This is a genomic window from Parapedobacter lycopersici (genome assembly GCF_024643285.1).
GTDB classification, from domain to species: Bacteria; Bacteroidota; Bacteroidia; order Sphingobacteriales; family Sphingobacteriaceae; genus Parapedobacter; species Parapedobacter lycopersici.
Window position 1 is genome coordinate 76541 of record NZ_JAMSLW010000004.1, and the last position, 25443, is coordinate 101983.

Annotated in this window: 28 protein-coding genes; 12 read left to right on the plus strand and 16 right to left on the minus strand. The window is 50.1% G+C overall.

Annotated features, from left to right (window positions below):
• The first annotated feature begins 24 nt into the window (after positions 1-24).
• The 4 genes from NEV57_RS09515 to pdeM are packed head-to-tail and all read left to right on the plus strand — an operon-like array spanning position 25 to position 5690.
• The gene (locus tag NEV57_RS09515; protein ID WP_257658090.1) at positions 25-1029 is read left to right on the plus strand and encodes a ligase-associated DNA damage response exonuclease; all 1005 of its coding nucleotides are present in this window, start codon (positions 25-27) and stop codon (positions 1027-1029) included.
• Positions 1026-2624: an ATP-dependent DNA ligase gene (locus NEV57_RS09520; RefSeq protein WP_257658091.1), complete on the plus strand. Its 1599-nt coding sequence runs from the start codon at positions 1026-1028 to the stop codon at positions 2622-2624. The genes NEV57_RS09515 and NEV57_RS09520 overlap by 4 nt, the downstream gene beginning before the upstream one ends.
• Positions 2621-5032: a ligase-associated DNA damage response DEXH box helicase gene (locus tag NEV57_RS09525; RefSeq protein WP_257658092.1), complete on the plus strand. Its 2412-nt coding sequence runs from the start codon at positions 2621-2623 to the stop codon at positions 5030-5032. Before NEV57_RS09520 ends, NEV57_RS09525 begins: the two co-directional genes overlap by 4 nt.
• Positions 5022-5690 carry a ligase-associated DNA damage response endonuclease PdeM gene (gene pdeM / locus NEV57_RS09530; RefSeq protein WP_257658093.1) on the plus strand — a complete coding sequence of 223 codons (669 nt, stop codon included), beginning with the start codon at positions 5022-5024 and terminating at the stop codon, positions 5688-5690. Before NEV57_RS09525 ends, pdeM begins: the two co-directional genes overlap by 11 nt.
• Here the strand turns inward: pdeM and NEV57_RS09535 are convergent.
• The 6 genes from NEV57_RS09535 to NEV57_RS09560 all read right to left on the minus strand — a co-directional run bounded on the left by NEV57_RS09535 (position 5683) and on the right by NEV57_RS09560 (position 9913).
• Entirely contained in the window at positions 5683-6018 is a 336-nt protein-coding gene (locus NEV57_RS09535) for a hypothetical protein (RefSeq protein ID WP_257658094.1), read from the minus strand. The genes pdeM and NEV57_RS09535 overlap by 8 nt on opposite strands.
• Positions 6019-6083: 65 nt before the next feature.
• Positions 6084-7079: an alpha/beta fold hydrolase gene (locus tag NEV57_RS09540; protein ID WP_257658095.1), complete on the minus strand. Its 996-nt coding sequence runs from the start codon at positions 7077-7079 to the stop codon at positions 6084-6086.
• A gap of 20 nt (positions 7080-7099) precedes the next feature.
• Entirely contained in the window at positions 7100-7480 is a 381-nt protein-coding gene (locus tag NEV57_RS09545; protein WP_257658096.1) for an SRPBCC domain-containing protein, read from the minus strand.
• A gap of 50 nt (positions 7481-7530) precedes the next feature.
• The gene (locus tag NEV57_RS09550; RefSeq protein WP_257658097.1) at positions 7531-8742 is read right to left on the minus strand and encodes an NAD(P)/FAD-dependent oxidoreductase; all 1212 of its coding nucleotides are present in this window, start codon (positions 8740-8742) and stop codon (positions 7531-7533) included.
• A gap of 42 nt (positions 8743-8784) precedes the next feature.
• Entirely contained in the window at positions 8785-8988 is a 204-nt protein-coding gene (locus NEV57_RS09555; RefSeq protein ID WP_257658098.1) for a hypothetical protein, read from the minus strand.
• Positions 8989-9214: 226 nt separating this feature from the next.
• A complete protein-coding gene (locus NEV57_RS09560) occupies positions 9215-9913 on the minus strand; it encodes a hypothetical protein (protein ID WP_257658099.1) in 699 nt (232 codons plus the stop codon).
• Positions 9914-9948: 35 nt separating this feature from the next.
• On the opposite strand from NEV57_RS09560, the gene ku reads away from it, so the two are divergent.
• The 4 genes from ku (at position 9949) to NEV57_RS09580 (ending at position 13460) form a co-directional block, all read left to right on the plus strand.
• On the plus strand, positions 9949-10812 hold the full coding sequence (gene ku / locus NEV57_RS09565) for a non-homologous end joining protein Ku (protein WP_307876420.1): 864 nt from the start codon (positions 9949-9951) through the stop codon (positions 10810-10812).
• 36 nt (positions 10813-10848) lie between these two features.
• Positions 10849-11544 (plus strand): DUF421 domain-containing protein, encoded by a 696-nt coding sequence (locus NEV57_RS09570; RefSeq protein ID WP_257658100.1) that lies wholly within the window; start codon positions 10849-10851, stop codon positions 11542-11544.
• 254 nt (positions 11545-11798) lie between these two features.
• A complete protein-coding gene (locus NEV57_RS09575; protein WP_257658101.1) occupies positions 11799-12314 on the plus strand; it encodes an RNA polymerase sigma factor in 516 nt (171 codons plus the stop codon).
• A 48-nt stretch (positions 12315-12362) separates the two neighbouring features.
• Positions 12363-13460 carry an AI-2E family transporter gene (locus NEV57_RS09580; protein WP_257658102.1) on the plus strand — a complete coding sequence of 366 codons (1098 nt, stop codon included), beginning with the start codon at positions 12363-12365 and terminating at the stop codon, positions 13458-13460.
• A 5-nt stretch (positions 13461-13465) separates the two neighbouring features.
• Here the strand turns inward: NEV57_RS09580 and NEV57_RS09585 are convergent, their stop codons facing one another.
• The 6 genes from NEV57_RS09585 to NEV57_RS09610 form a co-directional block, all read right to left on the minus strand.
• Positions 13466-14527, minus strand: a complete 1062-nt coding sequence (locus NEV57_RS09585) for a DNA topoisomerase IB (protein WP_257658103.1) — start codon at positions 14525-14527, stop codon at positions 13466-13468.
• Positions 14499-14753: a hypothetical protein gene (locus tag NEV57_RS09590; RefSeq protein ID WP_257658104.1), complete on the minus strand. Its 255-nt coding sequence runs from the start codon at positions 14751-14753 to the stop codon at positions 14499-14501. The genes NEV57_RS09585 and NEV57_RS09590 overlap by 29 nt, the downstream gene beginning before the upstream one ends.
• Before the next feature lie 55 nt (positions 14754-14808).
• Positions 14809-15012: a hypothetical protein gene (locus NEV57_RS09595; protein ID WP_257658105.1), complete on the minus strand. Its 204-nt coding sequence runs from the start codon at positions 15010-15012 to the stop codon at positions 14809-14811.
• A 109-nt stretch (positions 15013-15121) separates the two neighbouring features.
• Complete coding sequence (locus tag NEV57_RS09600; protein WP_257658106.1) at positions 15122-15490, minus strand: response regulator transcription factor; 369 nt, start codon at positions 15488-15490, stop codon at positions 15122-15124.
• A 153-nt stretch (positions 15491-15643) separates the two neighbouring features.
• Positions 15644-16144, minus strand: a complete 501-nt coding sequence (locus NEV57_RS09605) for a CinA family protein (protein WP_257658107.1) — start codon at positions 16142-16144, stop codon at positions 15644-15646.
• Between the two features lie 8 nt (positions 16145-16152).
• Positions 16153-16413: a hypothetical protein gene (locus NEV57_RS09610; RefSeq protein ID WP_257658108.1), complete on the minus strand. Its 261-nt coding sequence runs from the start codon at positions 16411-16413 to the stop codon at positions 16153-16155.
• Between the two features lie 174 nt (positions 16414-16587).
• Between NEV57_RS09610 and NEV57_RS09615 the strand changes: the two genes are divergently transcribed.
• Together NEV57_RS09615 and NEV57_RS09620 are read left to right on the plus strand one after the other, a co-directional pair.
• On the plus strand, positions 16588-17523 hold the full coding sequence (locus NEV57_RS09615; RefSeq protein ID WP_257658109.1) for a glucose 1-dehydrogenase: 936 nt from the start codon (positions 16588-16590) through the stop codon (positions 17521-17523).
• A gap of 94 nt (positions 17524-17617) precedes the next feature.
• Positions 17618-19792: a bifunctional alpha,alpha-trehalose-phosphate synthase (UDP-forming)/trehalose-phosphatase gene (locus tag NEV57_RS09620; RefSeq protein WP_257658110.1), complete on the plus strand. Its 2175-nt coding sequence runs from the start codon at positions 17618-17620 to the stop codon at positions 19790-19792.
• 20 nt (positions 19793-19812) lie between these two features.
• Here NEV57_RS09620 and NEV57_RS09625 read toward each other — a convergent pair whose 3' ends face one another.
• Genes NEV57_RS09625 through NEV57_RS09640 form a run of 4 tightly spaced genes read right to left on the minus strand, consistent with a single transcriptional unit; the run spans position 19813 to position 23644 of the window.
• Positions 19813-21600 (minus strand): glycoside hydrolase family 15 protein, encoded by a 1788-nt coding sequence (locus NEV57_RS09625; protein ID WP_257658111.1) that lies wholly within the window; start codon positions 21598-21600, stop codon positions 19813-19815.
• Between the two features lie 51 nt (positions 21601-21651).
• The gene (locus NEV57_RS09630) at positions 21652-22437 is read right to left on the minus strand and encodes a metallophosphoesterase family protein (RefSeq protein ID WP_257658112.1); all 786 of its coding nucleotides are present in this window, start codon (positions 22435-22437) and stop codon (positions 21652-21654) included.
• Positions 22434-23168 carry a nucleotidyltransferase gene (locus NEV57_RS09635; protein WP_257658113.1) on the minus strand — a complete coding sequence of 245 codons (735 nt, stop codon included), beginning with the start codon at positions 23166-23168 and terminating at the stop codon, positions 22434-22436. The genes NEV57_RS09630 and NEV57_RS09635 overlap by 4 nt, the downstream gene beginning before the upstream one ends.
• Positions 23169-23182: 14 nt before the next feature.
• Positions 23183-23644, minus strand: a complete 462-nt coding sequence (locus tag NEV57_RS09640) for a hypothetical protein (protein WP_257658114.1) — start codon at positions 23642-23644, stop codon at positions 23183-23185.
• 137 nt (positions 23645-23781) lie between these two features.
• On the opposite strand from NEV57_RS09640, the gene NEV57_RS09645 reads away from it, so the two are divergent.
• The gene (locus NEV57_RS09645; RefSeq protein ID WP_257658115.1) at positions 23782-24054 is read left to right on the plus strand and encodes a hypothetical protein; all 273 of its coding nucleotides are present in this window, start codon (positions 23782-23784) and stop codon (positions 24052-24054) included.
• A 43-nt stretch (positions 24055-24097) separates the two neighbouring features.
• Positions 24098-25441, plus strand: a complete 1344-nt coding sequence (gene purB, locus NEV57_RS09650) for an adenylosuccinate lyase (protein ID WP_257658116.1) — start codon at positions 24098-24100, stop codon at positions 25439-25441.
• The last annotated feature ends 2 nt before the right edge of the window (positions 25442-25443 follow it).

Genomic DNA, 25443 nt, shown 5'->3' on the forward strand with positions numbered 1-25443 from the left:
AGCAACAACCAGGGACAAGCAGCTATGAAACGGTTATTACAGGTAAACGACAGGGGGATTTATTGCGAGCGGGCCGACGTATATATAGACCCCTGGCAACCGGTACAACGTGCGCTCATCACACATGCCCATAGCGATCATGCCCGGAGGGGTAACGGGCAGTACCTTTGTCACCATGATACCGCTCCGATCTTAACCCTAAGGCTGGGTACCGATATCCGGATCCAGCGCGTGTCTTACGGTGAACCGATACAAATCAACGGGGTGACATTCAGTTTTCACCCGGCCGGGCACATCCTTGGGTCTGCGCAGATCCGGGTAGCCTATAAAGGCGAGATCTGGGTAGTAACGGGCGATTATAAATTGCTCAACGACGGGTTAAGCCAACCTTATGAGCCTGTAGTTTGCCATCACCTGATTACGGAATCTACCTTTGGACTGCCGGTTTACGCGTTTAAGTCCCCTTTTGCTGTCTATAAAGAAATAAAGGACTGGTGGCGGGAAAATCAGCAGGCAGGTGTGAATACGGTATTGCTCTGCTATGCGCTGGGGAAAGCACAGTCCATTTTAAACCAGCTACGTGAAGAAACAGACGTTCCCATCCTGCTGCATGGTGCCGTCGCCAATGTAAATGGAGCTCTCGCCGCACGGGGCTATCATTTCCCGGGGCAGTGGATGGAAACGGAGCCGGTGACCAAGGCACCGAAAGGGGCATTGATTCTCGCTCCTCCATCAGCCCTCGGATCGCCCTGGATGCGGCGGATGGGCAATTACCGGGTAGCCCTGTGCAGCGGATGGATGCAACTACGCGGCGCGCGGCGAAGACGCGGGGTGGATAAAGGGTTTGTGCTTTCGGACCACTGTGATTTCCGGCAGCTTAACGAGGCCATTGATTTAACCGGGGCCGAACACATCTATGTAACGCACGGCTATGAAAGCCAGTTTACCCGCTGGGTGCGTGAGGAACGGGGATTACCTGCCGAGATCATGAACACCTTGTATGAGGATATGGAACTGGAAGAATTATGAGAGTGTTTGCACAGCTTTTTGAAGCCATTGACAGCTCGACCAAAACCAGCCGTAAGGTGGCGGCCATGGTCGACTATTTCGACCGCGTATCCGACGAAGAAAAATTGTTTGCCGTTGCGCTGCTGATCGGCAATAAACCAAAACGCCCGGTAGCGACCACGTCGCTGCGGGAATGGGCTTCCGCACTCGCGGGCATTCCATCGTGGCTCTTTGAGGAAAGCTATTACGCTGTTGGCGACCTGGGCGAAACGCTGACGCTGCTTATGCCGCAGCAGTCGCGGCCGGAGGAAACGCCTACACTGAAGGCCGTATTTGCGACCATGACCGCACTGCGGAAATATAGCCCGATGGAACAGCGGGAAACGCTGTATACCTTTTGGACAACGCTCCGGGGTACGGCGTTGTTCCTCTTCAACAAAATGCTAACGGGCAGCCTGCGTGTCGGCGTTTCGCGTAAGCTCGTGATCAACGCGCTGGCAAGGCACCTGGACCGGGATGAGGCAACGGTAGCCCATCAGCTGATGGGCAAATGGGACCCCTTGACTACCCGTTTTACCGACCTGTTTCCCCAACAGGGGACAGCGCTTCCCCATCACATCCCCTATCCTTTTTACCTCGCTTATGCGCTGGACCGGGAACCAGCCGATCTGGGCGATATCAACAACTGGCTCCTGGAGAAAAAACTTGACGGTATCCGCGGCCAGCTGATCCGCCGCAACGGGGAGTTATTCATCTGGTCGAGGGGCGAGGATTTGCTTACCGATAAGTTTCCTGAGTTTGGACCGCTTACGACCCTTTTGCCGGATGGTACCGTCATTGACGGCGAAATTATCCCCTGGAAAGACGGTCATCCATTGCCCTTTGCACGGATGCAGACGCGTATCGGACGCAAAAACCTTTCGGCAAAAATGCTACAGGAAGTTCCCTTGGTGATGGTTTGCTTTGACCTGCTGGAATACGAGGGCAGGGATATCAGACATGAACCGCTCCTGATCCGGCGGGCGCAGCTTGCGGCACTCATCGATAACCCCGCACTGCAGCGCATCCTGCTGCGATCGGAAGAAATGGCATTCCCCGACTGGCAGGCGGCAGCCGACTTCCGGGAACGGGCGCGGCAGTTTCATTGCGAAGGGCTGATGCTCAAACAATGGCAAAGCGCTTATGGCGTGGGGCGAAGGAAAGGCGACTGGTGGAAGTGGAAAGCCGACCCGTTTTCCATCGATGCCGTCATGATTTATGCACAAAGCGGCCACGGCCGGCGGGCAAATCTGTATACCGATTATACATTTGCCGTGTGGGACGGCGACACACTGGTTCCCTTTGCTAAAGCCTATTCCGGCCTGACCGATACGGAGATCAAATCACTTGACCGCTGGATTAAGCAGAACACAGTCGAAAAATTCGGTCCGGTCCGGCGCGTCAAGCCCGTACACGTTTTTGAAATCGGCTTTGAGGGCGTTCAGGCAAGTAACCGCCATAAGTCCGGTGTGGCGCTTCGGTTTCCCCGTATGCTTCGGTGGCGGCTGGATAAAACGGCGGCCGAAGCCAATACGAAAGACGATTTGCTGGATCTTTTACGTTTATATGGACAATGAACGCTTTTGCCTCCGCATATTTTTTCAATAAACAGTGGACACCGCACCCTTTTCAGGAAGCCTGCTGGGCCGCCATGGCCCAGGGAAAATCCGGACTGTTGAATGCGCCCACCGGTTACGGTAAAACCTTTGCCATGTGGTTCGGCATCCTGGATCATTATTACCGCCAGGACACGGGGGTTGGCCGCCGGGGATTGCATACACTCTGGATCACGCCGCTCCGTGCGTTGTCAAAGGAGATATTACTGGCTACGCAAGACGTAAGCCGGGAACTGGAACTGGATTACCGCATTGAGCTGCGTACGGGGGATACACCGACCCACGATCGGCAGCGGCAGCGGCGACATCCGCCCCAGGCGCTGATTACCACGCCGGAAAGCGTACATCTCCTTCTGGCGAGCAAAGGATACCGATCTTTCTTTGAAAACCTGGCTTTTATTATTGTGGACGAATGGCATGAGTTGCTGGGCAATAAAAGGGGGGTATTGGCCGAGCTGGCTATCCAGCATCTGCGGACCATCCAGCCCGCGCTTATGACCTGGGGTATTTCCGCCACCATCGGCAACCTGGCGGAAGCAAAATCCATACTTACGCGTGACGATGGGAGCGCTTTGATACGGGCGGATATCGAAAAAGCGATCCGCCTGGAGACCCTGTTTCCGGACGAGCTGGATAAATACCCGTGGAGCGGCCACTTAGGCACCAGATTGGCAGCTAAAGCGCTGGACGTCATCCACGCAAATCACACCACGCTGCTTTTCACCAATACGCGGTCACAGGCAGAAATCTGGTATCAGAAGTTACTGGAAGCTGATATCCGCCTAGCGGGTCAGCTCGCGCTGCACCACGGCTCGCTGAGCGAGGAACTCCGGCTGTGGGTGGAGGACATGCTGCGGCAGGGAGAATTGAAGGCGGTTGTATGCACCAGTAGCCTCGATTTAGGGGTAGACTTTCCCGCGGTGGACTGCGTGATCCAGATTGGGTCGCCGAAAGGGATCGCCCGGTTTTTACAACGGGCTGGCCGAAGCGGGCATCGACCCGGCGCCGTCAGCCAGATTTATTTCCTGCCCACACACTCGCTGGAAATCATGGAGGGGGCCTCGCTCACTTATGCCATCGGGCAGCACATGATTGAGGAACGGATTCCTTTTATCCGCAGTTTCGACCTGCTCATCCAGTTCATGATGACACTGGCGGTAAGCGACGGCTTCCGGGCCGACGCACTTTTTGACGAAGTGACCCGGACACATTGTTTCGAAAAGATCACCCGCGACGAGTTTGATCAATGTTTACTGCTGATTACACAGGGGGGCAACACGCTGCACGGCTATGATGAATTCCATAAGGTGGTGGTGGAAGAAGGCCTTTATAAAGTGGTATCCCGGAAGGTTGCCATGCAGCACCGCCTAAGCATCGGTGCTATTGTGTCCGATATGATGATGCGGGTGGTGTTCAAATCCGGCAAGTACCTGGGCGTGGTGGAAGAATGGTTTATCAGCCGCCTGTCGGTGGGCGATGTATTCTGGTTCGGCGGCCGATCCCTGGAATTGCTATATATCCGCGAGAATGCCGCTGTGGTAAAGCCATCCCGCGCTACCCGGGCGGCTGTCCCTTCCTGGCTCGGGGGAAGATTTCCCATATCCGTGGATTATGGAAAATCGCTCCGCCATGTGCTGGACAATCCCCATAGTGCCTATCCCGAACTCGCTTTCCTGCGGCCGCTGTTTGATGAACAGCAGGCCCGCTCGCATTTGCCCCGGGAAAACGAACTACTGGTCGAATACAATCAATCCAAATACGGGTACCACCTTTTTGTATACCCATTTGAGGGAAAACTCGTACATGAGGGAATGGCCGCTATCCTGGCATACCGGATTGGGCAGGCCCACCCCCACAGTTTCAGTATCAGCAGCAACGACTACGGGTTTGAACTCCTGTCGGCCGAGCCTTTTGAACTGGACCGGCAACAGGTGGTCCAGTTGTTTGATCCGGCGGCCCTGATGCACGACATCAACCACGGCGTCAATGTGGAAGAAATGGCAAAGCGGACTTTCCGCGATATTGCATCCATTTCCGGACTGATGTTCAACGGATATCCGGGAAAACGGCAGAAAACGAAACACCTGCAGGCACACGCTTCGCTTTTTTTTAAGGTTTTTGCCGAATATGAACCGGAAAATCTGCTGTACCAACAGGCATTCGATGAGGTGTACGACCTGCAGTTGCAAATGGCCCGGATGCACCGGGCTTTCCTTCGGATGCAACAGCAGCAGCTGATTTATATGAAAAATGACCGGTTTTCACCTTTTGCATTCCCTATCTTTACCGAGTCTTTCCGGACAAGATACAGTAATGAAGACTGGGCAAAACAATTGGAAAAACTGAAAAAGGAATTGCATGTTGGGTAACGCACTCCCGATTACCCTGGGCGGGATAGCGGTATACCTCCTCCCCCAACGGGCCCTGTATATCCCCGCGCACCAGTTACTGGTTATCGCCGATTGGCATCTGGGCAAAATACAGCATTTTCGGAAAAACGGGATATTTATCCCTCAGAACACCCTGGCGAATGAGCTTCAGCAGCTTACTGCGTTAACGGCAGTATATCCGACACGGCATGTATTATTTCTGGGCGACCTGTTCCATAGCAGCTGGAACCCGGAATGGGATATGCTGCTCACTTACTTAGCGGAGCGTACGTCATTAACGTTCAGCTTGATCATCGGCAATCATGATATCATCGATTTTGAACGCAACGGTTCCGGTCATTTAGCGCTATATGATCAGTGGGAATTGGATAATCAGCTGATCTTTACCCATCAGCCAATGGCGAGTGTCCCCGAAGGTTTTATCAATGTGACGGGTCATGTACACCCCGGTTATACGATCCGTGCAAAGGGAAAGCAGCGGTACCGGCTGCCGTGTTTTTACCGGGAACGGCAGACCTTTATCCTGCCGGCATTTGGCAAATATACGGGATTGCATACAGTATCGCCGTCTGAAGACGCAGCCATTTACCTAATCTTGGGCGATGAGGTGGTGCATCACCGGCCCCGGTTTAGATAGCGTCTACCTCATCGACGGCGACGTCCTTTATAAATGTATCGTAGAAGGGGTTATCCTGATCGGAATAAGTGCCATAAGCATTGAGCAGGAATCCTTTTTCACCATCAGCCGCCTGTATGGCATAAACAATGGCCATGTCGGCCGGGTCGGACGCCCCCTCAAACCGGTAAATTTTGACGATTGTCAGCTGGCTGGCTCCATAGGTCTTCTCCCCGCCTTCCAGCCGGGCACCCGTTTTGGTTATTGTTAATTCCCGTCCGTAGCCTTTTTCCTTAAGGCGCGTCAATACCACGGAAAGTGGTGTCATGGTTGCGTATGTACTCATCATGTAGTTCTTTACTAAGAGAACAACGTGATGCAGTGAATGTTTTAGCAGGTCGCCATCAGGCGCCGTTAATCCTTCAGAAAACGGAGTAACGGTTCAATGAATCGGCCAAAAGCCTCGATATGGGGCATGTGGCCCACATTTTCAAGTTCCACTAAGCTGGATCCTGTTATACGTTGCTGCGCGGCCTTACCCAGGTGCTGGTAAAGGCCCATGGTTGCGCGGACAGTTTCGGACACCTGCTGTTTGCCAATAGCGGTGCGGTCGCGCGTACCGATAATCAGTAAGGTAGGCGCCTTAAGCTGTTCCATTTCATAGTAAACCGGCTGGGTGAAAATCATGTCTGAGGTAAGCGCATTGTTCCAGGCAACCAGTGGATAGTCCGGGTGATCTACCCACCCGGTCAACAAGTATACCCATTCATCGTATTCCGGGCGCCACTTGCCGTCGTAATAATTGTCCAGCTGGTATTTCTTGACCGAATTGAAATCGGCATTCAGCTCTTTTTGGTATAACTGATCAATGGCCGTGTATGGCGCTACCAATTTCCAGTCTTCTAACCCGATGGGGTTTTCGAGCACCAGTTTTTTAACCACTTCAGGGTACATCAGGGTAAACCGCATGGCCAGCATGCCGCCCATGGAATGGCCCAGTAAATAAACCTGGCTGATGTTCAGCGTTTCCAGCAATTTCATTGTATTTTGCGCCAACTGCTGGAAGCTATACTGGTAATGTGCGGGTTTGGTGGACTTTCCAAATCCGATCTGGTCGGGCACCACCACCCGGTAGCCGGCACGGGTGAGTGCATCGATGGTGGTTCCCCAGTAAGCACCGTTGAAATTCTTGCCGTGAAACAGCATCACCGTTTCACCGTTGGGCTGTTCGGGGTGTACGTCCATGTAAGCCATCTGCAGCGATTGTTGCTGGTTTTCCAGCGCCAGCAAATGCACCTCGTAGGGATAGTTATAATTGGAAAGATCAATATCCAGCACTTCCCGCTGCTGGCCATGGGCCGATATCGATAGGATGACCAGGCCCAGGATGCAAAAAAAGAATCGCTTCATCGCCATTGGATTAAAAGCCGTTATTCCAGGTAAAAATCAATCAGCGCGGCGGCATAGGTGTCTTGCCAGCCATCCACAATGTCATCATAAGCCTCATCGGGTATGTTGGACTGCCGGACTTCCATGGACGTACCCTGCTTGTGTTCATGGAGCTTAATGGTAACGATCGATTGCTCCGTTTCATTGCCGAAATACCATTCCTGCACTATTTTTTTGTCCGGCTCAAATGCCAGGTTCTTTCCGACAATAGACCCGCCCCACATGGAGAATTCGGTATCGGGAACCGCCTCCATCTGCGCCTCCTCACCGGTCCACAAATGAATCGTGGTTTCCACCGTTAATGCCAGGTAAACCTGTGACGGGGACGCAGGTATGATAAAGTATGCTTTATAATCTTTCATCTGTTTTTAAGCAAATTTACATTTTTTATCCTACACCGCTGCCTTTGAAGTTAGTGACTTCGGTCAAAACCGAAGATCTTAATTCGTTCATCGTCGTTACCAAGCAAAATGTGTTTTATCACCTGCGCGGCTATCATGCTGAATGTAATGCCATTGCCCCCATAACCCAACGCAAAAAACATACGGTTCTTACCGGACCATGAACCAATATAGGGGAGTCCGTCTTTTGTGGTACTGAACGTACCGCACCATGCCATATCGACTTCAAACGGAATGTCTGGGTAGATTTTTCCAAATTGCTGTTTCAATTGTTCAACCTTAGCGCGAAGCTGCCTGTCCCTTCTGTCTGCGTCCTTATAGGAAATGTCCGCACCGCCGATCATCATACGATTATCGGATGTGGTACGCATATAAAAATATGGTTTCCGGGTTTCCCAGATGAGGCTTCGCTCCGGCCAAAGCTGGTCTTCATCCACAGGCTGGGAAATCAGGGCGTATGTCGAATTCAGATCCATTACCTTTTTCGGCAAAAAGTACCCTGCTTCGAATCCGGCTGCAATCACGACATATCGGGATTGTATCCGGAAACCATCTGCCGTTACCAGGTCGTAGCCTCGCTTCGTTTCCTGGTATCCCCTGATTTCCGTTGGTGAAAACACGCGGAGTCCATGCTGCTGTTCATGATAGTGCAATAGATAAGTAGCTGCCCGATAACAATCCATTTGGGCGGCCTCCGTATTTTTCAGGGCAGCGGGTGCTTTAAGCCGGTGTTTCTCCCAAAGCGCCTCTGCATCAAGCCAGGTAACCGGAAGTCCATATTGCTGCCTTGCGACCAACTCGCTTTCGAGTAACCGCCTTCCTTTTTTATTACTTGCCAGGTAAATACTCGACACACGACTGAAATCGGGGTTATAGCTCACTTCGTTAAATACGTCTTCGATGTCGGTAATCGCCTGCAAACTTGCCTGATAAGCTTTCACCGCCACATCAGTTCCTAATAAACGCTCCATATCCACCAACGGAACATCGATTTCGTATTGCAGTAGGGAAGTACTTGCGGCGGTGCTGCCTGTTGCGACCATACGTTTATCAAAGACGGCGCAGTCAATTCCGGCACGACAGAGTTCGTGAGCGGTTAATGCGCCTGTTATGCCGGAGCCGATAATGGCTACATCAACCTGCATATCGGCCTTTAATGGATTGTAATGATTGACTAATTGGTTTTTTATCAGCCAATAGGGTAACCCGGAATACAGATCCATATGCTTAAGTAAAAATTACGAATGGTTATCAATTGCCTGCCATTATCCCTCCATATCCAAAAACCATTTCTTGGCTCTGCGGATAGCCTCGCGATACAGCAACGGCCCCTCGACACGTCCGGACGCATACAGCTGGTTCGCGATTTCCACCGCCTTTTCCTGCACATTGGGATTTAGGTTGTCCTCGTCGAATGGAAAGTTATTTACAGTCCACTTTACGTTTTCATTCTGCCGGTAAATTTTCATGCCTGACGTTTTTAAAAGACCATGAAACGCACCGCGGACAATTTCCATTTTTCCCTTCGTTCATGCGTATCACGCCCTTTTTCTTACAACCCCTGACCGGGTTAATTGTTTCGGCGATCGTCGTATCCGCCGGATGGCAACTGTGCCAGCGTTATTGCATATTCCTGCCGCTGCATCATGTGTACCGGAATCCGGCACCCTCAGAATTTTCATGAAAAATACTGTATCAGGTGTTTTCCGCGTCTATTTCCCTCGCCAACCCTGCTTCCTCTTCCAGTGTTTCAGCGGCCTGATTCCCGTCTTCTTCCTCCAATTCCGTTACCAGCTCCATGATGTCATCGGGCGACAGGTAAAGCTCGGCGATTTTATCCCGATAGCGGGCCGGCAGTTCCGTATGATCCAGAATGAAATTTTTTGTTGCCACCAGGTGTGGCCCCATGCCGTGATTGGTGGCAAAGGTATCGGCTGTGCGTTCCGCTTTGCGGATGTATTTCTTCGAGAGCCCGTACGAAATGCCGAACACAGCCATGTCCAACGCGCTCCGGCGTTCGTAATCCATAATGTGACCCAGTTCGTGCCCGATCCAGCCAATAAGCACGCTGTCCGGTATCTGACGCAGGGGATCCACATGATGCTTCAATTTAAACACAGGGTTAATGAGTACGGAGTAAGCGCGTTTGCGTTTACGCTTCAGCAGCGATCCCACGACCGGTCGCGCAGCCATGACCGAGCGTTTTAAGCGGCGTGTGAATACAAAACGGATGGTTGTTTCCTCCAACTCCGGATAATGGGAAAGTGCAGTAAGCACCTGCCGTTCGATTGCATGCGGAATCTGCTTGTTCTTTTTATAAATGGAAAGTTCACGGGTAGTATCCGGTTGGGCCGGCAGTTGCGATGTCAATAAAGCAAATAATAAAAACGTCATACTTATGTAACGGCGTTTTCCATAAAAGGTTTAATATGGCGCAATCCGCATCAGCCGGGTATCAGCTGCACATGAAAAGCGAATGCACAACGAAACAGTTTGGCAACCTGGCTGTTAATACCAGTAAATTAACCACAGAAACTATGCGTGCAATATGGACCGGAGCCATCGGATTTGGTTTGGTAAATATCCCCGTTAAGCTGTTCAGCGCCACAACGGCCAGCCGGCCCGACCTGGACATGCTGGACCGTAAGGACCATGCGCGTATCCGGTACAAAAGGGTAAATGAAAATACCGGCAAGGAAGTAGACTGGGATAATATCGTCCGTGGCTTTTACCTGGATGATCGGTATATCATCCTGGAAGAGGCCGATTTTGAAGAGGCAAGTCCTGAAAAAAATAAGATTATCAACCTGCAATCCTTTGTCAGGGAAGAAGAGATCGATCCGATTTATTATGATACGCCGTATTACCTAGAGCCCCAGAAAGGCGGGGAAAAAGCCTATCGGCTATTGCTGAAAGCATTGGAAAAAACAAAAATGGCGGGCCTGGCTACTTTTGTCATGCGTACTACGGATAACCTGGCGGTTATCCGGCCGCACGACCAGTTACTTCTACTGAATACCTTACGTTTTGAAGAAGAAATCCGTGAACCGGAAGACCTGAAATTACCGGGTGCCATACGCCTCAACAAGGAAGAGATGAATATGGCCGTTGAATTGATCAAGCGGCATAACCGGACCTTTGACATCAGTGGCTACCGGGATGAATACAGCAAGGATCTGATGAAAATCATCCAGGCGAAGGCGAAAGGCAAGCGTCCGGCTATCCGGAAAATACAGGTGAAAAACACCAAAGCAACCGATCTGCTGGAACAATTGAAAGCAAGCCTGGCTTAACACAGACATCTCGAATAAACGGCGATTATTAATCATATGGAACCTTTTGATTGGCAGCAAATTTTCATCAATGAACTAACTGGTCAGTTCGTTCTGGAAATCATCTTTCGAACGGCCTTTATGTTTGTCGTGGTGCTGGTCATTCTGCGGCTCTCGGGCAAGCGGGGCATCCGACAGCTTTCAATCTTTGAATTGGCTATTATCATCAGTCTGGGTTCGGCAGCCGGGGATCCAATGTTCAATGAAGACATTGCCGTGCTGCCTGCCGTCATCGTGTGTATCACTACCATTGGCCTGTATCGCGTTATTACCTGGATCACGCCCAAATCTGAAAAGTTTGAGCGAATACTGGAGGGTGAGCCGGTATATATTGTGGAGGAAGGAATTATGGTCTTTAAGGACGACGCCAAGGATACGCTATCAAAGGATGAGTTTTTTGCTGAACTGCGGGAAAAGGGGGTTGAGCACCTTGGCCAGGTAAAAACAGCCATCTTGGAAACCAATGGGAATATGAGTGTGTTCTACTACCCGAATGAAGAGGTGAAGCCCGGGCTTCCCATCCTGCCAAAAATATATAGCCAGCGCACGGCAAGGATAGACAAGACAGGGGTATACGCCTGTGCGTACTGCGGCCGGGTGGCCCGGCTGTCCAGTGGCCAGCACAACTGCGCGAGGTGCCGGCATAACGAATGGATAGAAGCCCAGAAATCAAAACGCACCGATTTACCGTAACCCCTGGATTATTTTACTTTTTTTCAAACAAAATAAAGGCAGTTCTGTTTCTTCAATTACAACTAACACTACTAAAATGAAAATATAACGCCATCATCAGTTAAAAATCTTGTTCGTATGAAAAGAAATTTACCGGGATCATAAAAATCAGTGTGTCAAACAGGTCATGCTACTGGTTAACGTGAATTGCGCAAGGTGATACTGTCGGTTGAACCCTGCGATTAACGGAATAATGAATAAATAAATTATCGATTATGAATAAGATAGAATTTAACACCTTAGTAGTCAGAGAAGTTGGTTCATTGAATAATTACGCATTATATTTTACGCATAACGAGGAAAATGCACACGATCTGGTACAGGACACCATGCTTAAGGCATTTTCCTACTACAATAAATTCAGGGAAGGCACCAATTTACAAGCCTGGCTTTACACCATTCTGAAGAATACCTTCATTAATTATTACCGCCGCCAGACCAAGACCAACAGCATCATTCTTAAATCAAACGAAATTTCATCGGCTGATCTGTTCAAAAGTGCCTGTAATAACAGCGCGGAGGGAAAGTTTATGATGCAGGACATCCAGTCTGCATTATCCAAACTGCCCGAAGAATATTACCTGCCATTTTCCATGTATTTTGAAGGATACAAATACCATGAGATTGCCGAACATTTCCGCATACCCATCGGAACGGTAAAAACACGGATCCATGTAGCCCGTCAGCAGCTGAAGAAAAAACTGAAATGCTATTCACAGGCAGCTGATTAATTAGCGTTACCCTTATCCATAACGTGCATGATCTAATCCGGAGACTGTATGCAGATACATCGCACGACACGTGCTGCCAATATTGTCATTATATCAGCCGTATCCATTATTGCACTTTATATTGCCGCTCCGTTTCTGATTCCACTGTCGCTCGCTGCGCTGTTAGCTATGCTGTTTTACCGGTTCAGTGAATGGCAGGAGCGGAAAGGTATACCCCGTGGACTATCCGCCCTGTTTTCGGTGCTTGCACTGCTGGGTACGGTTGTATTAATCGGCGTTATTTTGGCCTGGCAGATCAGCGGCCTGACCGATAATTTCGACAAGATGAAGGAGCAGGTCGTTTCCCAGTTCCGTGCGCTCCGTGAATGGATAAGCCGGTCGACCGGCATTGATTTCGTACAGCAACAGCAGTTGGTTACCCCGCAGGCACAGGGTGGCGGGTCCCAGGCCGGTAACCTCTTCCTGAAGTTTATCAACAAATTAACCGGGCTGCTGGTTGATGCCGTACTGGTGGTGGTGTATACCTACCTGCTACTGTATTACCGCACACACATTAAACGATTTATCCTGAAAGCGGTTCCCCAGTCAAACCGGAACCATGTCCGCACGATTATCCGCAAATCCGTCGATGTATCGGGCGATTATTTAATCGGTCTATTTAATATGGTGGCCATTTTATGGGTTATGTATAGCATTGGATTCAGTCTTGTTGGGCTGACGGGCGCAGTGTTTTTTGCCATATTATGCGGCATTTTTGAGATCGTTCCGTTCATCGGTAATCTCGTCGGCAACCTGGTAGCGGTGCTGGCCGTACTGTCCCAGGGTGGCGACGCCGCGATGGTGCTGGGCATCCTGGCGGTTTACCTGACCATTCAGTTTCTGCAAAGTTATATCCTGGAGCCGCTTGTCGTCGGACAACGGGTAAACATAAATCCGCTATTTACCATCATCGCACTGGTGATCGGCGAATTACTTTGGGGTATTGCCGGTATGGCGATGGCCATTCCCCTGCTGGGAATTGTAAAGATAGTATGCGACAACGTACCTGAATTACATGCTTACGGGGCCGTGATCGGTCCGATCAGATCACGGGGTGACTCCACATCGGTATTGAACTTCCTGAAACGGCTTTTACCGGGAAAATAGCCGCTTTACCTTTTTTCCATGTGGGTACGCAAAAATGCCAACAAATGGGTTTCTGACTGTTTCAATGTCGGCAACCGGCGGTATTGCCTGCTTTTAAAAAGATAGGGCAGTAACGTGCCATCTTCATAGGCAGCCAGGAGATTATCCGGCACATAATATTGCCTGCAAACGGAACGTGTATTACCCAGGCGTTCGGAAACCGCATCAAGCACCTCAATAATATTGGCTTTGCAAGTTTTGTCATCGGTATATTCGGGGTATCCGGCCAGCAGGCGGAATGTCCAGAGGCCGGCATACCAGGTCCGGTAGTCCTTCGACGAAAATGCAACAGCCGAATTTCGCTGGAGGTAACTGTTGATATCACGGGCGCGGAGCCGACATGGTTTACCTGCCGCGTCCACGTACTGAAAGAAGAACGGCCCGGCCAATTGTTGCACTTCCATTAACCAGGCCGCCAACCGGGAATGCTGAAGCTGTATTTCATGATATACTTTCTTTTTCCCGCGGAAACAGCACGTAATGATATTGTCCGAAATGTTAATGTGTTTCTTTTTAAGCGTGGTTAATCCATGGCTGCTGTAGCGATGCAGGTATTGATCACTGCCCACCCGAATCAGTGTTTCTTCCATCACCCGAAGGGCAATGGCGATGACTTTTTCCCTTATTGGCGTGTGGTACCGGATATCGCGGGCCATCCGCCGCCTGATACGCGGCAACGCTTCGCCGAAGGCCACCATCCTTCGAATTTTCTTCTGTTGCCTTTCCGCTGTCCACGCGGGATGATAAAGATATTGCTTCCTGCCCTCCTCATCCAATCCAGTGGCCTGTAAATGTCCTTTTTTACTGGGGCATATCCACACCTCACCCCAGGCGGGCGGAATGGCCAGTGCCTGGAAGCGATCCAGTGTCTTTTCATCGGTTATCCGATTGTTTTCGGGGTCTGCATAATAGACACCCCTACCACGTTTGACGCGGGTATAGCCCGGTACGTTATCCGGGATGTACCGTAATTTGGTTCGTGGCACAGCAGGCCGGGGTTCATCGTCCCTGCTCGGTTTGTCCATCATATGCAGCGATAAAGTCGAGGCCTTCCTGGGTGATCTCCAGCATTTTATTACCGGGAAGCTGACTGTCTTTCATGGCATAGGTTACCAGATAGCCCGCTCCGCGCAATTCGGTTACGGCACTAAACAGTTCCGAAGGGTCGACATGAAGCTCCTCGGCAAATTTTTGTATTGAGCCAACCGACCACCTTCCCAATAGCTGCAACAGCTGTTGCGCAACATAAGTCATCCTGTATTTCCTCCATGTACATATACACGGCCGGGGATGGAATGTTTTAGGTTTTCTATTTTTTTCCGAACTGACCCTGGACCTCATTAAAGAGCAGTGCCATCTTAAAATTTTCGAGGCTTCGAAAAGACGCATCGTCATTTCTGCCGTCATGTCTATTCCGATCCCTCCGGCCTGAATCGGATAATTGTGCTGAACCCAGGGAAGAGGCAGCCAGCATAGCGCCTGCCAAATTACGATGTACTTTGTTTGCTTTCATACCAATCTGTGTTGATTCACTGAATTTATTAAACGACTCCTTGGGGTCAATGCCCCTCAAACATATACATCGATGGATTAAAGTTCAAAAACACTAAAAACTCACCAAATTAGGAAAGGCTCTTAGGGTAATGTTCATTGATCGCATCAATCACGTCATATATTTCAAACGGTTTGCGTATGTACGCATTGGCACCACAGCTCGCTGCAATATCCTGAATCTCCCGGACCGCCGAGATCATAATGATCGGAATCTCTGCCGTGTCTTTATTTGACCTCAATTCCCGGCAAAGATTGCTGCCCCAGCACCAGCTCAGTCCCTCATCCATGAGGATAAGGCCTACCTCCCCACCTGCCAGGTATTTATACATTGACTTTCCACTATCTGTGATCACTTCATAATGCTCGTATTGTATGATTTCGGAAACGATTTCTGCCATGTCCGGATCGTCTTCGATGTAAAGAATTTTTTTCTTCATTGAAGTAGTGCGCTGGAAAAATGTAAGAATAATTTAAGTTTATATCCCCTAAAAAACGATTATATACTGCTCAAATGGTTACTTTGGGAAGTATACAATATATACGTCTTTTTGTTTCAAAAATTTTTACAAGATAAACATATTTATTCAGCATTAAAAATGCCGGATCAGGTGATTGGCGATCTCCGATATGGTCTGCAACACGATGGTTTCGGGATTTCCTTCGAATGTTTTCCGAAGGCTAACCTCTCCACGGCTGTCCAACAGGTGGATAAACATGGTACCTACCGGTTTCGCCGCACTCTCGCTGCCACCGGGATGCGTCAGTCCGGTAACAGCGATGTAGATGTCCGCGTCGATGCAGTTTTTTAATCCGAGGGCCAGCAGGCGGGTCACCTCACTGGACTCAGCGGTGTGGCGTTCAATGGCTGCCATCGGTACCCCGAGTAAGGCATGTTTGATGCAGGCGTCATAACACACGATAGACCCTTTTAAAAATGCCCCCGCATTCGGCGCAAGCGTAAATTCGGCACACAGGCGCCCCCCTGTCGCACTTTCGGCGAAAGCAACTGTCAGCCCCTTATCAGCAAGTAACCGCGCACAACGGACCACCTCGGGCAAATGCACCGGATCGTTTTCGTATACCTTCCGCATGTATCTGGTTAATCCCGGTCTTTATCCGATCCGGCCGGATCACGATGTATGCGGTTTCCGCCCCCCGGTTTGGAATTGCCCTGTTGTGAGCCGGTTCCTTCGGGAAGGGTATTCAACTGTTCATCCTGCGGGTCAATGCCCCCTTCGTAATTCTTTTGCTCCTTTTTGTCTTTGAGATCGTGTCGTGCCCGAATCAGGTCGCTCGCCTTTTTATTGGGCAGTGCTTTTCCTCCGGCGGAGAGTGCCTCACTTTCTTTCTTAATTGCCATAAGTAGCTGTGTTATTGTTTTTCCTTAACAGTGCAGGTTGCTTAAATGTTTTGAAACGTACTGGCGATAACATCTTTTGGATGGAAAGTGGCCGGTTGCATTAACGGATCCCATTAAATTAAAACTACACATCCGGTAAATTGTTAGTGGTATACAATTCAGTAATAACTTTCAATGATGACGAATCAAAGCAATTCAGGAGAAGGGAACCATAACACCGGCACAGCAGGGGAACAGGGGAATCCGGCCGACCGTTACCCCAGTCCGCCTTTCCCAAAACAACCCCAGGAAATCCCCGGAAAGGAAAGCGACCTGGTGCCACGGGCCGACCATGGAGAAAAGACCTACCGCGGATCAGGCCGGTTAACGGGCAAAAAAGCCATTATCACCGGTAGCGATTCGGGAATTGGCAAAGCTGTGGCCATTGCATTTGCCCGTGAAGGAGCAGATGTGCTCATCAGTTACCTGGCCGATATGGAGGATGAGGATGCCGAAGATACCGCGGCTTACATACGGGAAGCCGGACAGCAGGCGGTATTGCTTAAAGGTGACATCAGCCGGGAGCAACACTGTCAGCACATTATCGAAACAGCGGTAAGCGAATTTGGCACCATTGACATACTGGTCAACAATGCCGCGTTCCAGATGTCGCGCAAAACCCTGCAGGACATCTCTGCCGACGAATGGCAAAAAACATTTGCCGTCAATATTCACAGCATGTTCTACCTGTGTAAGGCGGCCGTCCCGCATATGCGCCCCGGATCAAGTATCATAAATACGACATCTGTCAATGCTTATGAACCAAATGCCACGCTCCTCCCCTACGCTGCAACTAAAGCGGCAATCCAGAATTTTTCTGCTAATCTCAGTCAGATATTGCTGGAGCAACGGAAGGGAATCCGGGTCAATGCGGTTGCACCCGGACCGATTTGGACACCGCTCATCCCTTCCACGATACCGGAACATGAACATTTTGGTGAAAATACCCCGTTTAAACGGCCGGGCCAGCCTGCGGAAGTGGCAACCGCGTATGTATTTCTAGCATCAGACGAAGCCAATTATGTATCCGGAGCAACGTTGCCGGTAACCGGCGGAAGGATTACGATCTGATTGCGGGTATGGATTAAATTGATTATATTAAGCACCAAGTAAATATGATTGCGCATGATGGACGCGATGCCCATCAGCGTGAAACCAAAGAAGCGTGAGTAAAACCATTATTGTCTCCAACCGGTTACCCGTCAGGATTTCTGAAGGCACAGACGGACCGGAACTCCAGCCCAGCGAAGGCGGACTGGCCACAGGGCTGGCATCTATCCATAAACAAGAAGGAAATATCTGGATCGGGTGGCCCGGATTATACATCGCGGATGCAGACCAACAGGCTTATTTCCGGACGGCACTGAAAAAACAGCAACTGGTGCCGCTGTTTCTGACGGAGGAAGAAATCAATGGATTTTACGAAGGTTTTTCCAACGAGGTGCTCTGGCCGATTTTCCATTACATCAGTACGTATGCCAATTACGACATCAATAATTGGGAAACTTACCAGCGGGTAAACGAGCGTTTCCGCGATGCCGTGCTGGAGCATGCGGGTGCGAACGACACCATCTGGATCCACGATTACCAGCTGTTGCTGCTGCCGGGACTGATTCGCGAGGCATTGCCGGATGCTACCATTGCCTTCTTTCAGCACATTCCATTCCCTTCGCAGGAACTTTTCCGTTTGATCCCATGGCGCAGCGAACTGCTGGGCGGCATGCTGGGTGCCGATTTACTGGGTTTTCATACCTTTGATGATGTCCGGCACTTTGTAAGTTCAGCCACCCGGCTCTCGCCGATACACAGTCGGTTTAACCGCCTGGAAGTGGACGGGCGCGCCGTTTTTGCTGAACCTTATCCCATGGGGATTGACAGTGAAAAATTTGCCCGGCTTTCGATCGACAAAGGGGTGTTGAAACGGGTCAGGGAGTTGAAACAGAATTTTGACGGGCAAAAAATTATTCTTTGCATTGACCGGCTTGATTACAGTAAGGGCATCATACAGCGACTCAACGCTTTTGAACTGCTGTTCAGTGAACATCCCGAGTACCTGAAAAAGATTACGCTGTATATGGTGGTGGTTCCCTCGCGGGACACCGTGCCGGAGTACCGCAGATTAAAGGAGCATATCGACCAGCTGGTTGGTAATATTAATGGGCGGTATGGTACATTCGACTGGTATCCGATCGCTTATTTTTATCACGGTTACCCCATGGAAGAGATTACCGCGCTGTATAATGCCGCTGATATCTGCCTGGTGACGCCGATGCGCGACGGGATGAATCTCGTCTGTAAGGAGTATGTCGCCTGTCGGAAGAATCTCGATGGTATTCTGATCCTAAGTGAAATGGCTGGGGCATCCAAGGAGTTGATCGATGCGCTGATCGTAAACCCGAATAACATTCACGACATCAGGGATGCGCTGCTGACGGCGTTGGACATGCCCCGCGAAGAAGAACGACGAAGGATGGAAAACATGCGCGCATTGGTGTTTAAATTCACCGTACACCATTGGGCCAGATTATTTATGAACCGATTAAAAGAAATCAAATCATTGCAACAATCTACAAAAGCCAGGCTGGTACACGAGGAAATTAATGACCGGATTATTTCAGCTTACCGGCAGGCGTCCAGCAGGTTGCTCCTGCTCGACTACGACGGAACGTTGGTCGGGTTTCACGACGACATTGACAAAGCCTCTCCCGACGAGGCGCTTTACACGCTTTTGAACGCCCTGGACCGCGATGTGGCCAATCACATGGTGATTATCAGCGGCCGAAAACACCAAACACTGGACAAATGGTTTAATGGAACCAGGTACAGCCTGGTGGCGGAGCACGGGGTATGGACCAAGGATCCGGAAACACCGTGGCGGCTTAAATCCGGATTGTCCAACCGATGGAAAGAAGAGGTCGGCGTCTTAATGGAATCGTATGCCGACCGGACGCCGGGCGCTTTTGTAGAGGAGAAGAGCTTTTCGCTTGCGTGGCACTACCGCAAAGTAGAAACCGGCCTGGGGATCCTCCGAGCCAACGAACTGATTGACAGCCTGAAAAATTTCTCTTCAACCTTTGGCCTTCAACTGCTGGATGGTGACAAAGTGGTAGAAATAAGGAGTGCCGAGGTAAATAAGGGACGGGCGACACTGGATATCCTGCATGGCAACCATTACGATTTTATACTGGCCATTGGCGACGACCGCACCGATGAGGACACATTCGAAGTGCTCCCCGATACGGCCATTACCATCAAAGTGGGGGACGTGATGTCCGCTGCCCGCTATTATGTAAAGCGGTGGCAGGATGTGCGGCATTTGCTCGGATCACTCATTCAATAACAGACCGGCAGACTTCCGTTTTACGGAAGAAAGATCGGACGATCCAACTTCATGGAAATCCGGTAGGCTGCGTTCATCAACCCTACGTGGCTGTAGGCTTGTGGAAAATTCCCCCACTGGCTTCCGTCATTTTCATCGACATCTTCACTGAATAGCATCAGGTGGTTGGAATAACTCAATAGCCGTTCAAATGTCGAAACAGCTTCGTCAATGCGTCCGACACATGCCAGTGCTTCCACATACCAGAAAGCGCAGATTAAAAACGTGGACTTCGGCCGGCCAAAATCGTCGGCATGGAGGTAACGGTAAAAAAGGCCCTGGGGGGTCTTCAATTCCTTTTCCAGCGCCCGTAGGTGATGCTGCGCCCGGTCGGAAGCCGGATCGAGATAATGCATCATGATCAGCTGTAACGTACTGGCGTCCAAGTGCGGGCTATCTACCGCATTGGTATACACCTGTCGTTTTTCATCGTAACAACGTTCAACATACTGGGTGGCCCGCTGCCCAAGTGCCTTGGCGCGCTGGATGAGCTCGTCGTCACCGATGGCCACGCCGATTTTCTGGGCTGCAGCACAGCCGGCCCATTGAAACAAATTGGAATAGCAGTGATGATTAGCGAAATTCCGGAACTCCCATATCCCCGCATCCTGTTCGTCAATGGTCTCTTCTATTTTTTTAAGGATGTAATCAACCCACCTGGCAGTGTCGGATCGTTCCCTGAATACAAACCGGTGATCGGTATACAACGGCAGTAGGGCAATCATAGCCTGTCCGTATACGTCATTCTGAATGTGCTCATAAGCCTGGTTGCCTACCCTGACAGGTTTATTCCCCTGATAACCGGCGAGGTGGTCAAGCATTTTTTCGCTTAGCTTCAGCTGCCCGTTAATTCCATAAAGTGGCTGCAGCCGACCGGTGTCGGCATGTGTGATATCGGTAATGTAATGCGCATATTGTTCCATTTCCTCAAACTGGCCGATGTGGTTCAGGGCCGAAAGGACATAGTAGCTGTCCCGCAACCAGCAATATCGGTAGTCCCAGTTCCGGCCACTGCCGGGATATTCAGGCAGACTGGTGGTACTCGCCGCGATAATCGCACCGGTATCTTCGTACTGGTGCAGTTTTAAGGTAAGCGCCGAACGGATCACTTCTTCCTGATAAAAAGTCGAGATGGTCGCATGCTTAATCCAGGTACGCCAATAGGTAATGGTTTCCCGCAGAAATTCTTCCACGGTCCGCTCAAGTGGAGCTTCCAGGGGATTGCCGTACGTGAGTACGAGGTACTTGGTTTCACTTAAAACGATCGGGGTTTCTCCGAAAAAATGACTTACCGGTATATTGGTTGTAAGCCGCAACTGTTCTGTACCATTCCGGAACTCCACGTGGTTGCTGCCCCTGTACTTTTCAAAATGCCCGAGACCATGTGCATGCACCGGCCGGCACTTGATATGGATCCGGGGCCGGTCGGTCGTCAGCGGTTCGATTTTCCGGATCAGCATCAGTGGCTTGAAATATCGCTGGTACTGCCTGAAGCGCGGGGCAAAATCCGTAATCCGGTAAGTGCCGTCACCGGTTGTTATTTCGGTGCGGATGATATTGGTGTTTTCGATGTAATACTGTTTGCTGCTGTAATCACCCACGGGAAGTATGGAGAATTCTCCGCCCTTATCCTCATCGAGCATGCTTCCAAAAATAAATGAACTGTCAAACGATGGCCAGCATAACCAGGAAATATTAGTGTTCATCTGCACGTGAGCCATAAAGGCGCAATTTCCGATAATGCCGCTTTGGTAAAGGTGTTTACTCATGTTGTTATCATTCAAATTATTATGCTATTCGTCCATTGATATATGGATACCCTACTGAATACGTTGTGTTACTTCGTTGTCCATGGCTTCGACCTCCATCAGGTGGAACGGTTGGATTTTACCCTGTCTGGCCAGCACCGGCAGGGATACGTTCCAGACGTTCGTACCATCCGCAGTCTGCCCTTCGTATTGGCCCATATGTGCATGCCCATGAAAAACTGCGGCCACTTTATTGCGCTGCAACGGCTCCAAAAGGCGCGAAGATCCCAGGAAAGGATAGATCTCCAATGGTTCCCCCTCAACGGTGGCTGCCAGCGGTGCATAGTGCATGATGGCGATCTTGTTCAGGTGACCATGGTGCTGCCCCAGGCGGGCCAGGGCACGTTCCAGTTTGAGCGCCTCTTCCACGGCTTCCTGCACGAACGCTTTCATCATACCCTCACCGAATTTAGCGAGCATATGGTTGCCAAAACCACCGCCAAAACCCTTTATCCCTGCAAAACCTATCCCCTGTATAATGGCTGATTCTCCATCCAGGACCTGCACACCTGCTTCATTAAGCACTTGTTTGATTAGTTTTTGACGGTCCTTTTCATAATCATGGTTCCCCAATACCCCCACGACAGACAGGTTACACCCTTTCAGTTCTTCCACCAACAATGCCGCCTCATCCTCATCACCCGTATCCGTCAGGTCGCCTGCTAACACCAGGATATCAGCCTCCTGACAGATTGCCTTGAAGTAATCTTTCCATTTTCCGCGATCGGTTTCACGGACATGCAAATCGGCTGTGGCCGCAATGCGGACCCGCTTTTTTACTGCTTCCATTGTATTCATACGGTTTTAATGGTGTATGCTTTATATCCCCACGATTTGATATCGGTTGCATACTGGGTTTGATCAATTAATGGTCCACGGCATACTTTTTCAACGGGTGGGGGCAGCTCGTATTGTTCCCGGGCCCGGGCCAGCAAATCGTGGTACAGCCAATCGGGAATGATATCCCGATAATCAGCCGGATAAACGAATTGGAAAATGGTCAGCTGTGAAAGTAGCAGGTGCCAGTGTGCATCAAGCCGCTGCAACAGGCGCGACCAATCCAGGTTACGTCCGTATTTCAATAAAATATGATTAATGTCGGCGCTGTCATTTCTTTCCCGGTTCTGAACGTATATCTTGCACCAGATCAATTCTTCCGGGGGAATGAATTTTACATCCAGGCCGCAGAAATCGCCCACCTGCGCATGATCGAACCATACATCATCCACCGTGCAGATGTTGTTTACGGTATCAAAAATAATGTCAATAAAATAGTCATTTTTAAAAATCTTGGCAAGCCACCTCACGTCCGTCAGTTCCGTACGGTATCCGTTGCTGGCAAAACATTTCAGTATCTTTGGATAATCTGCTGCCCTGCAGAATACATCCAGGTCTTTGGTATCCCGAAAAATGCCGGTATATTGAACAACCGCGAAACCGCCGCCTACCATAAAGTCGCATCCTGAATCGAGCAATAATTTCAATGCATCCCGATAAATAGTTGTCAGTTCCTGTTTCACTACTTTCATATCCGTGATTGCTTTTATTCGGGGTTATCCGTTGTTTTCCGGATAAGAAGATGAAGTTTGGTGATGTTATAATCAAGTTCGTCCCGCTGGCTTTGGAGCATATCGCCGAGCGTTTCGTCCTGCAGGTCAGCCTGGGCCATTTCATAGGCCAGCTGCATCGCCTGCTCAATGTGCATAAGTTGCACCGTGGACGGCCGGTCGCGTATGGCCGCCACCTGCCTGCACCAGGTTTCATAGAATGCCGGCCGGTCAGATTCATTCCCAATGTCCGACAGTTCACCATAGCCAGTTAATGCCTCAATGAGGGCCTGCTTGAACATGCGCGCTTGGGCAATCAGGTCTTCCAGTGCTGACCGCAATTCGATCGGATTGCCTGGCACATGCCGCACCAGCTCTTCGTACAGCGCGATGCGTTCTTTATGGATTGCGATCAGTGCAATAAGTATTTTATGCTGACTTTCATTATGATCTGCCATGTGCGGAACGTCTGTTTGTCTGTTAGGGTAACAACCGTAGCCCGTTTTTGTTAACATGAATTCGAAATTGGCTGTTTTTTAAAACATCTGGCAGAAGCTGCTGTTGCTTTTAGTAAACACACATAATATAGACGACGATGACTTCTTATTTGAACACTTTACAACAAAAAATAGCGATCCTGAAAGCAGGTGCACTAATTCTGCTGATTTCGGTTGGCCTGATGGCATTATCCTGTGGAAACCGCGGACAAAATGAAGAACGATCGCCTTACCTTGACGGGTCAGCCGGCGATTCCATGTTAACAGATACACTTTCGGATGACTCCCCGACGTGGGGCGACACCTCGCGTGCCAGGAGCAGAGATTCGTTAAAAACCACAGATTCCATGCAGAGTCCTTCGTTTCCTTAAGTTTCTCCCTACATTTTTTTACCTTTGCGACAAATCATAATGCATGGACTTATTACCGCTTACGGCTGTTTCTCCTGTTGACGGCCGCTACCATAACGCCACGAAGGAACTGGCGGACTACTTTTCCGAATATGCACTCATAAAATACCGGGTGTTTGTTGAGGTCGAGTATTTTATTCGTCTTTGCAATAGCGGTATCCCGCAGTTGCGGCATTTCGACGGTACACTTAATAGCAGATTAAGGGCTATTTACGAGCAGTTTTCACTCGAAGATGCGCAATGGATCAAAACGAAAGAGAAAGAAACCAATCACGACGTAAAAGCGGTCGAATATTTCCTGAAAGACCGTTTCGAAGCGATGGGGTTGACCGATTCGCTCGAATTTATCCATTTTGGATTGACTTCACAGGACATAAACAACACCGCCATTCCCTACTCCTGGAAGAAAGCCCTTACTGAGGTTTATCTGCCACAGCTGAATGCGCTGATCGATGCGCTGGACCGCCTGGCTACCGATTGGTCGGAGGTACCTATGCTTGCCCGGACACATGGACAGCCAGCTTCTCCTACGCGGCTGGGAAAGGAAATCCGCGTTTTTACCGAACGGCTGATCGCGCAGCGCCAGCAACTGGAAGCAATACCCTATGGTGCTAAATTTGGGGGGGCCACCGGCAATTTCAATGCCCATAAGGTCGCCTACCCGGAAACGGACTGGGTTGCTTTTGGCAATGCGTTCGTTGAGGACACGCTTGGCCTACACCGTTCAAAAACCACCACCCAGATTGAGCATTACGATTATTTTGCCGCGCATTGTGATGCGCTGAAACGCATTAATACGATCTTGATTGACCTTTGCAGGGATATTTGGACGTATATCTCCATGGATTATTTCAAGCAGAAAATCACCAAAGGCCAGATTGGCTCGTCGGCTATGCCCCATAAGGTGAATCCCATTGATTTTGAGAATGCAGAAGGCAACCTGGGTATCGCCAGTGCGTTGCTGGAACACCTGGCAGCTAAATTGCCGATTTCCAGGTTGCAGCGCGACCTGACCGACTCCACCGTACTGCGCAACATCGGCGTTCCGATGGCGCATATATTGATTGCAATAAAATCGACGGTCCGTGGGCTTCAGAAACTTATTCTGAACGAAAACGCATTAAAGGCCGATCTGGAGCAAAACTGGGCTGTAGTGGCTGAAGCCATACAGACCATACTGCGACGCGAAGGCTATCCGAAACCCTATGAAGCGCTTAAAGAACTGACACGCATCAATGAGGCCGTGACACAAGAGGCAATTGCTGGCTTTGTTGACGGACTTAATGTCGATGAGCGCGTGAAAACCGAACTTAAGTCCATCACGCCGGCGAATTATACAGGGGTTTAAAC

Coding starts and splice junctions, on each gene's coding strand:
- NEV57_RS09580 (WP_257658102.1), top strand. CDS start 12,363: ATGCAGATACATCGCACGACACGTGCTGCCAATATTGTCATTATATCA.
- NEV57_RS09520 (WP_257658091.1), top strand. CDS start 1,026: ATGAGAGTGTTTGCACAGCTTTTTGAAGCCATTGACAGCTCGACCAAA.
- NEV57_RS09515 (WP_257658090.1), top strand. CDS start 25: ATGAAACGGTTATTACAGGTAAACGACAGGGGGATTTATTGCGAGCGG.
- NEV57_RS09535 (WP_257658094.1), bottom strand. CDS start 6,018: ATGATGAGTACATACGCAACCATGACACCACTTTCCGTGGTATTGACG.
- NEV57_RS09610 (WP_257658108.1), bottom strand. CDS start 16,413: ATGGCAATTAAGAAAGAAAGTGAGGCACTCTCCGCCGGAGGAAAAGCA.
- NEV57_RS09560 (WP_257658099.1), bottom strand. CDS start 9,913: ATGACGTTTTTATTATTTGCTTTATTGACATCGCAACTGCCGGCCCAA.
- NEV57_RS09575 (WP_257658101.1), top strand. CDS start 11,799: ATGAATAAGATAGAATTTAACACCTTAGTAGTCAGAGAAGTTGGTTCA.
- NEV57_RS09630 (WP_257658112.1), bottom strand. CDS start 22,437: ATGAATACAATGGAAGCAGTAAAAAAGCGGGTCCGCATTGCGGCCACA.
- NEV57_RS09585 (WP_257658103.1), bottom strand. CDS start 14,527: ATGATGGACAAACCGAGCAGGGACGATGAACCCCGGCCTGCTGTGCCA.
- NEV57_RS09570 (WP_257658100.1), top strand. CDS start 10,849: ATGGAACCTTTTGATTGGCAGCAAATTTTCATCAATGAACTAACTGGT.
- purB (WP_257658116.1), top strand. CDS start 24,098: ATGGACTTATTACCGCTTACGGCTGTTTCTCCTGTTGACGGCCGCTAC.
- NEV57_RS09625 (WP_257658111.1), bottom strand. CDS start 21,600: ATGAGTAAACACCTTTACCAAAGCGGCATTATCGGAAATTGCGCCTTT.
- NEV57_RS09615 (WP_257658109.1), top strand. CDS start 16,588: ATGATGACGAATCAAAGCAATTCAGGAGAAGGGAACCATAACACCGGC.
- NEV57_RS09545 (WP_257658096.1), bottom strand. CDS start 7,480: ATGAAAGATTATAAAGCATACTTTATCATACCTGCGTCCCCGTCACAG.
- NEV57_RS09595 (WP_257658105.1), bottom strand. CDS start 15,012: ATGAAAGCAAACAAAGTACATCGTAATTTGGCAGGCGCTATGCTGGCT.
- NEV57_RS09555 (WP_257658098.1), bottom strand. CDS start 8,988: ATGAAAATTTACCGGCAGAATGAAAACGTAAAGTGGACTGTAAATAAC.
- NEV57_RS09540 (WP_257658095.1), bottom strand. CDS start 7,079: ATGAAGCGATTCTTTTTTTGCATCCTGGGCCTGGTCATCCTATCGATA.
- NEV57_RS09640 (WP_257658114.1), bottom strand. CDS start 23,644: ATGGCAGATCATAATGAAAGTCAGCATAAAATACTTATTGCACTGATC.
- NEV57_RS09550 (WP_257658097.1), bottom strand. CDS start 8,742: ATGGATCTGTATTCCGGGTTACCCTATTGGCTGATAAAAAACCAATTA.
- NEV57_RS09635 (WP_257658113.1), bottom strand. CDS start 23,168: ATGAAAGTAGTGAAACAGGAACTGACAACTATTTATCGGGATGCATTG.
- pdeM (WP_257658093.1), top strand. CDS start 5,022: ATGTTGGGTAACGCACTCCCGATTACCCTGGGCGGGATAGCGGTATAC.
- ku (WP_307876420.1), top strand. CDS start 9,949: ATGGCGCAATCCGCATCAGCCGGGTATCAGCTGCACATGAAAAGCGAA.
- NEV57_RS09645 (WP_257658115.1), top strand. CDS start 23,782: ATGACTTCTTATTTGAACACTTTACAACAAAAAATAGCGATCCTGAAA.
- NEV57_RS09590 (WP_257658104.1), bottom strand. CDS start 14,753: ATGACTTATGTTGCGCAACAGCTGTTGCAGCTATTGGGAAGGTGGTCG.
- NEV57_RS09600 (WP_257658106.1), bottom strand. CDS start 15,490: ATGAAGAAAAAAATTCTTTACATCGAAGACGATCCGGACATGGCAGAA.
- NEV57_RS09605 (WP_257658107.1), bottom strand. CDS start 16,144: ATGCGGAAGGTATACGAAAACGATCCGGTGCATTTGCCCGAGGTGGTC.
- NEV57_RS09525 (WP_257658092.1), top strand. CDS start 2,621: ATGAACGCTTTTGCCTCCGCATATTTTTTCAATAAACAGTGGACACCG.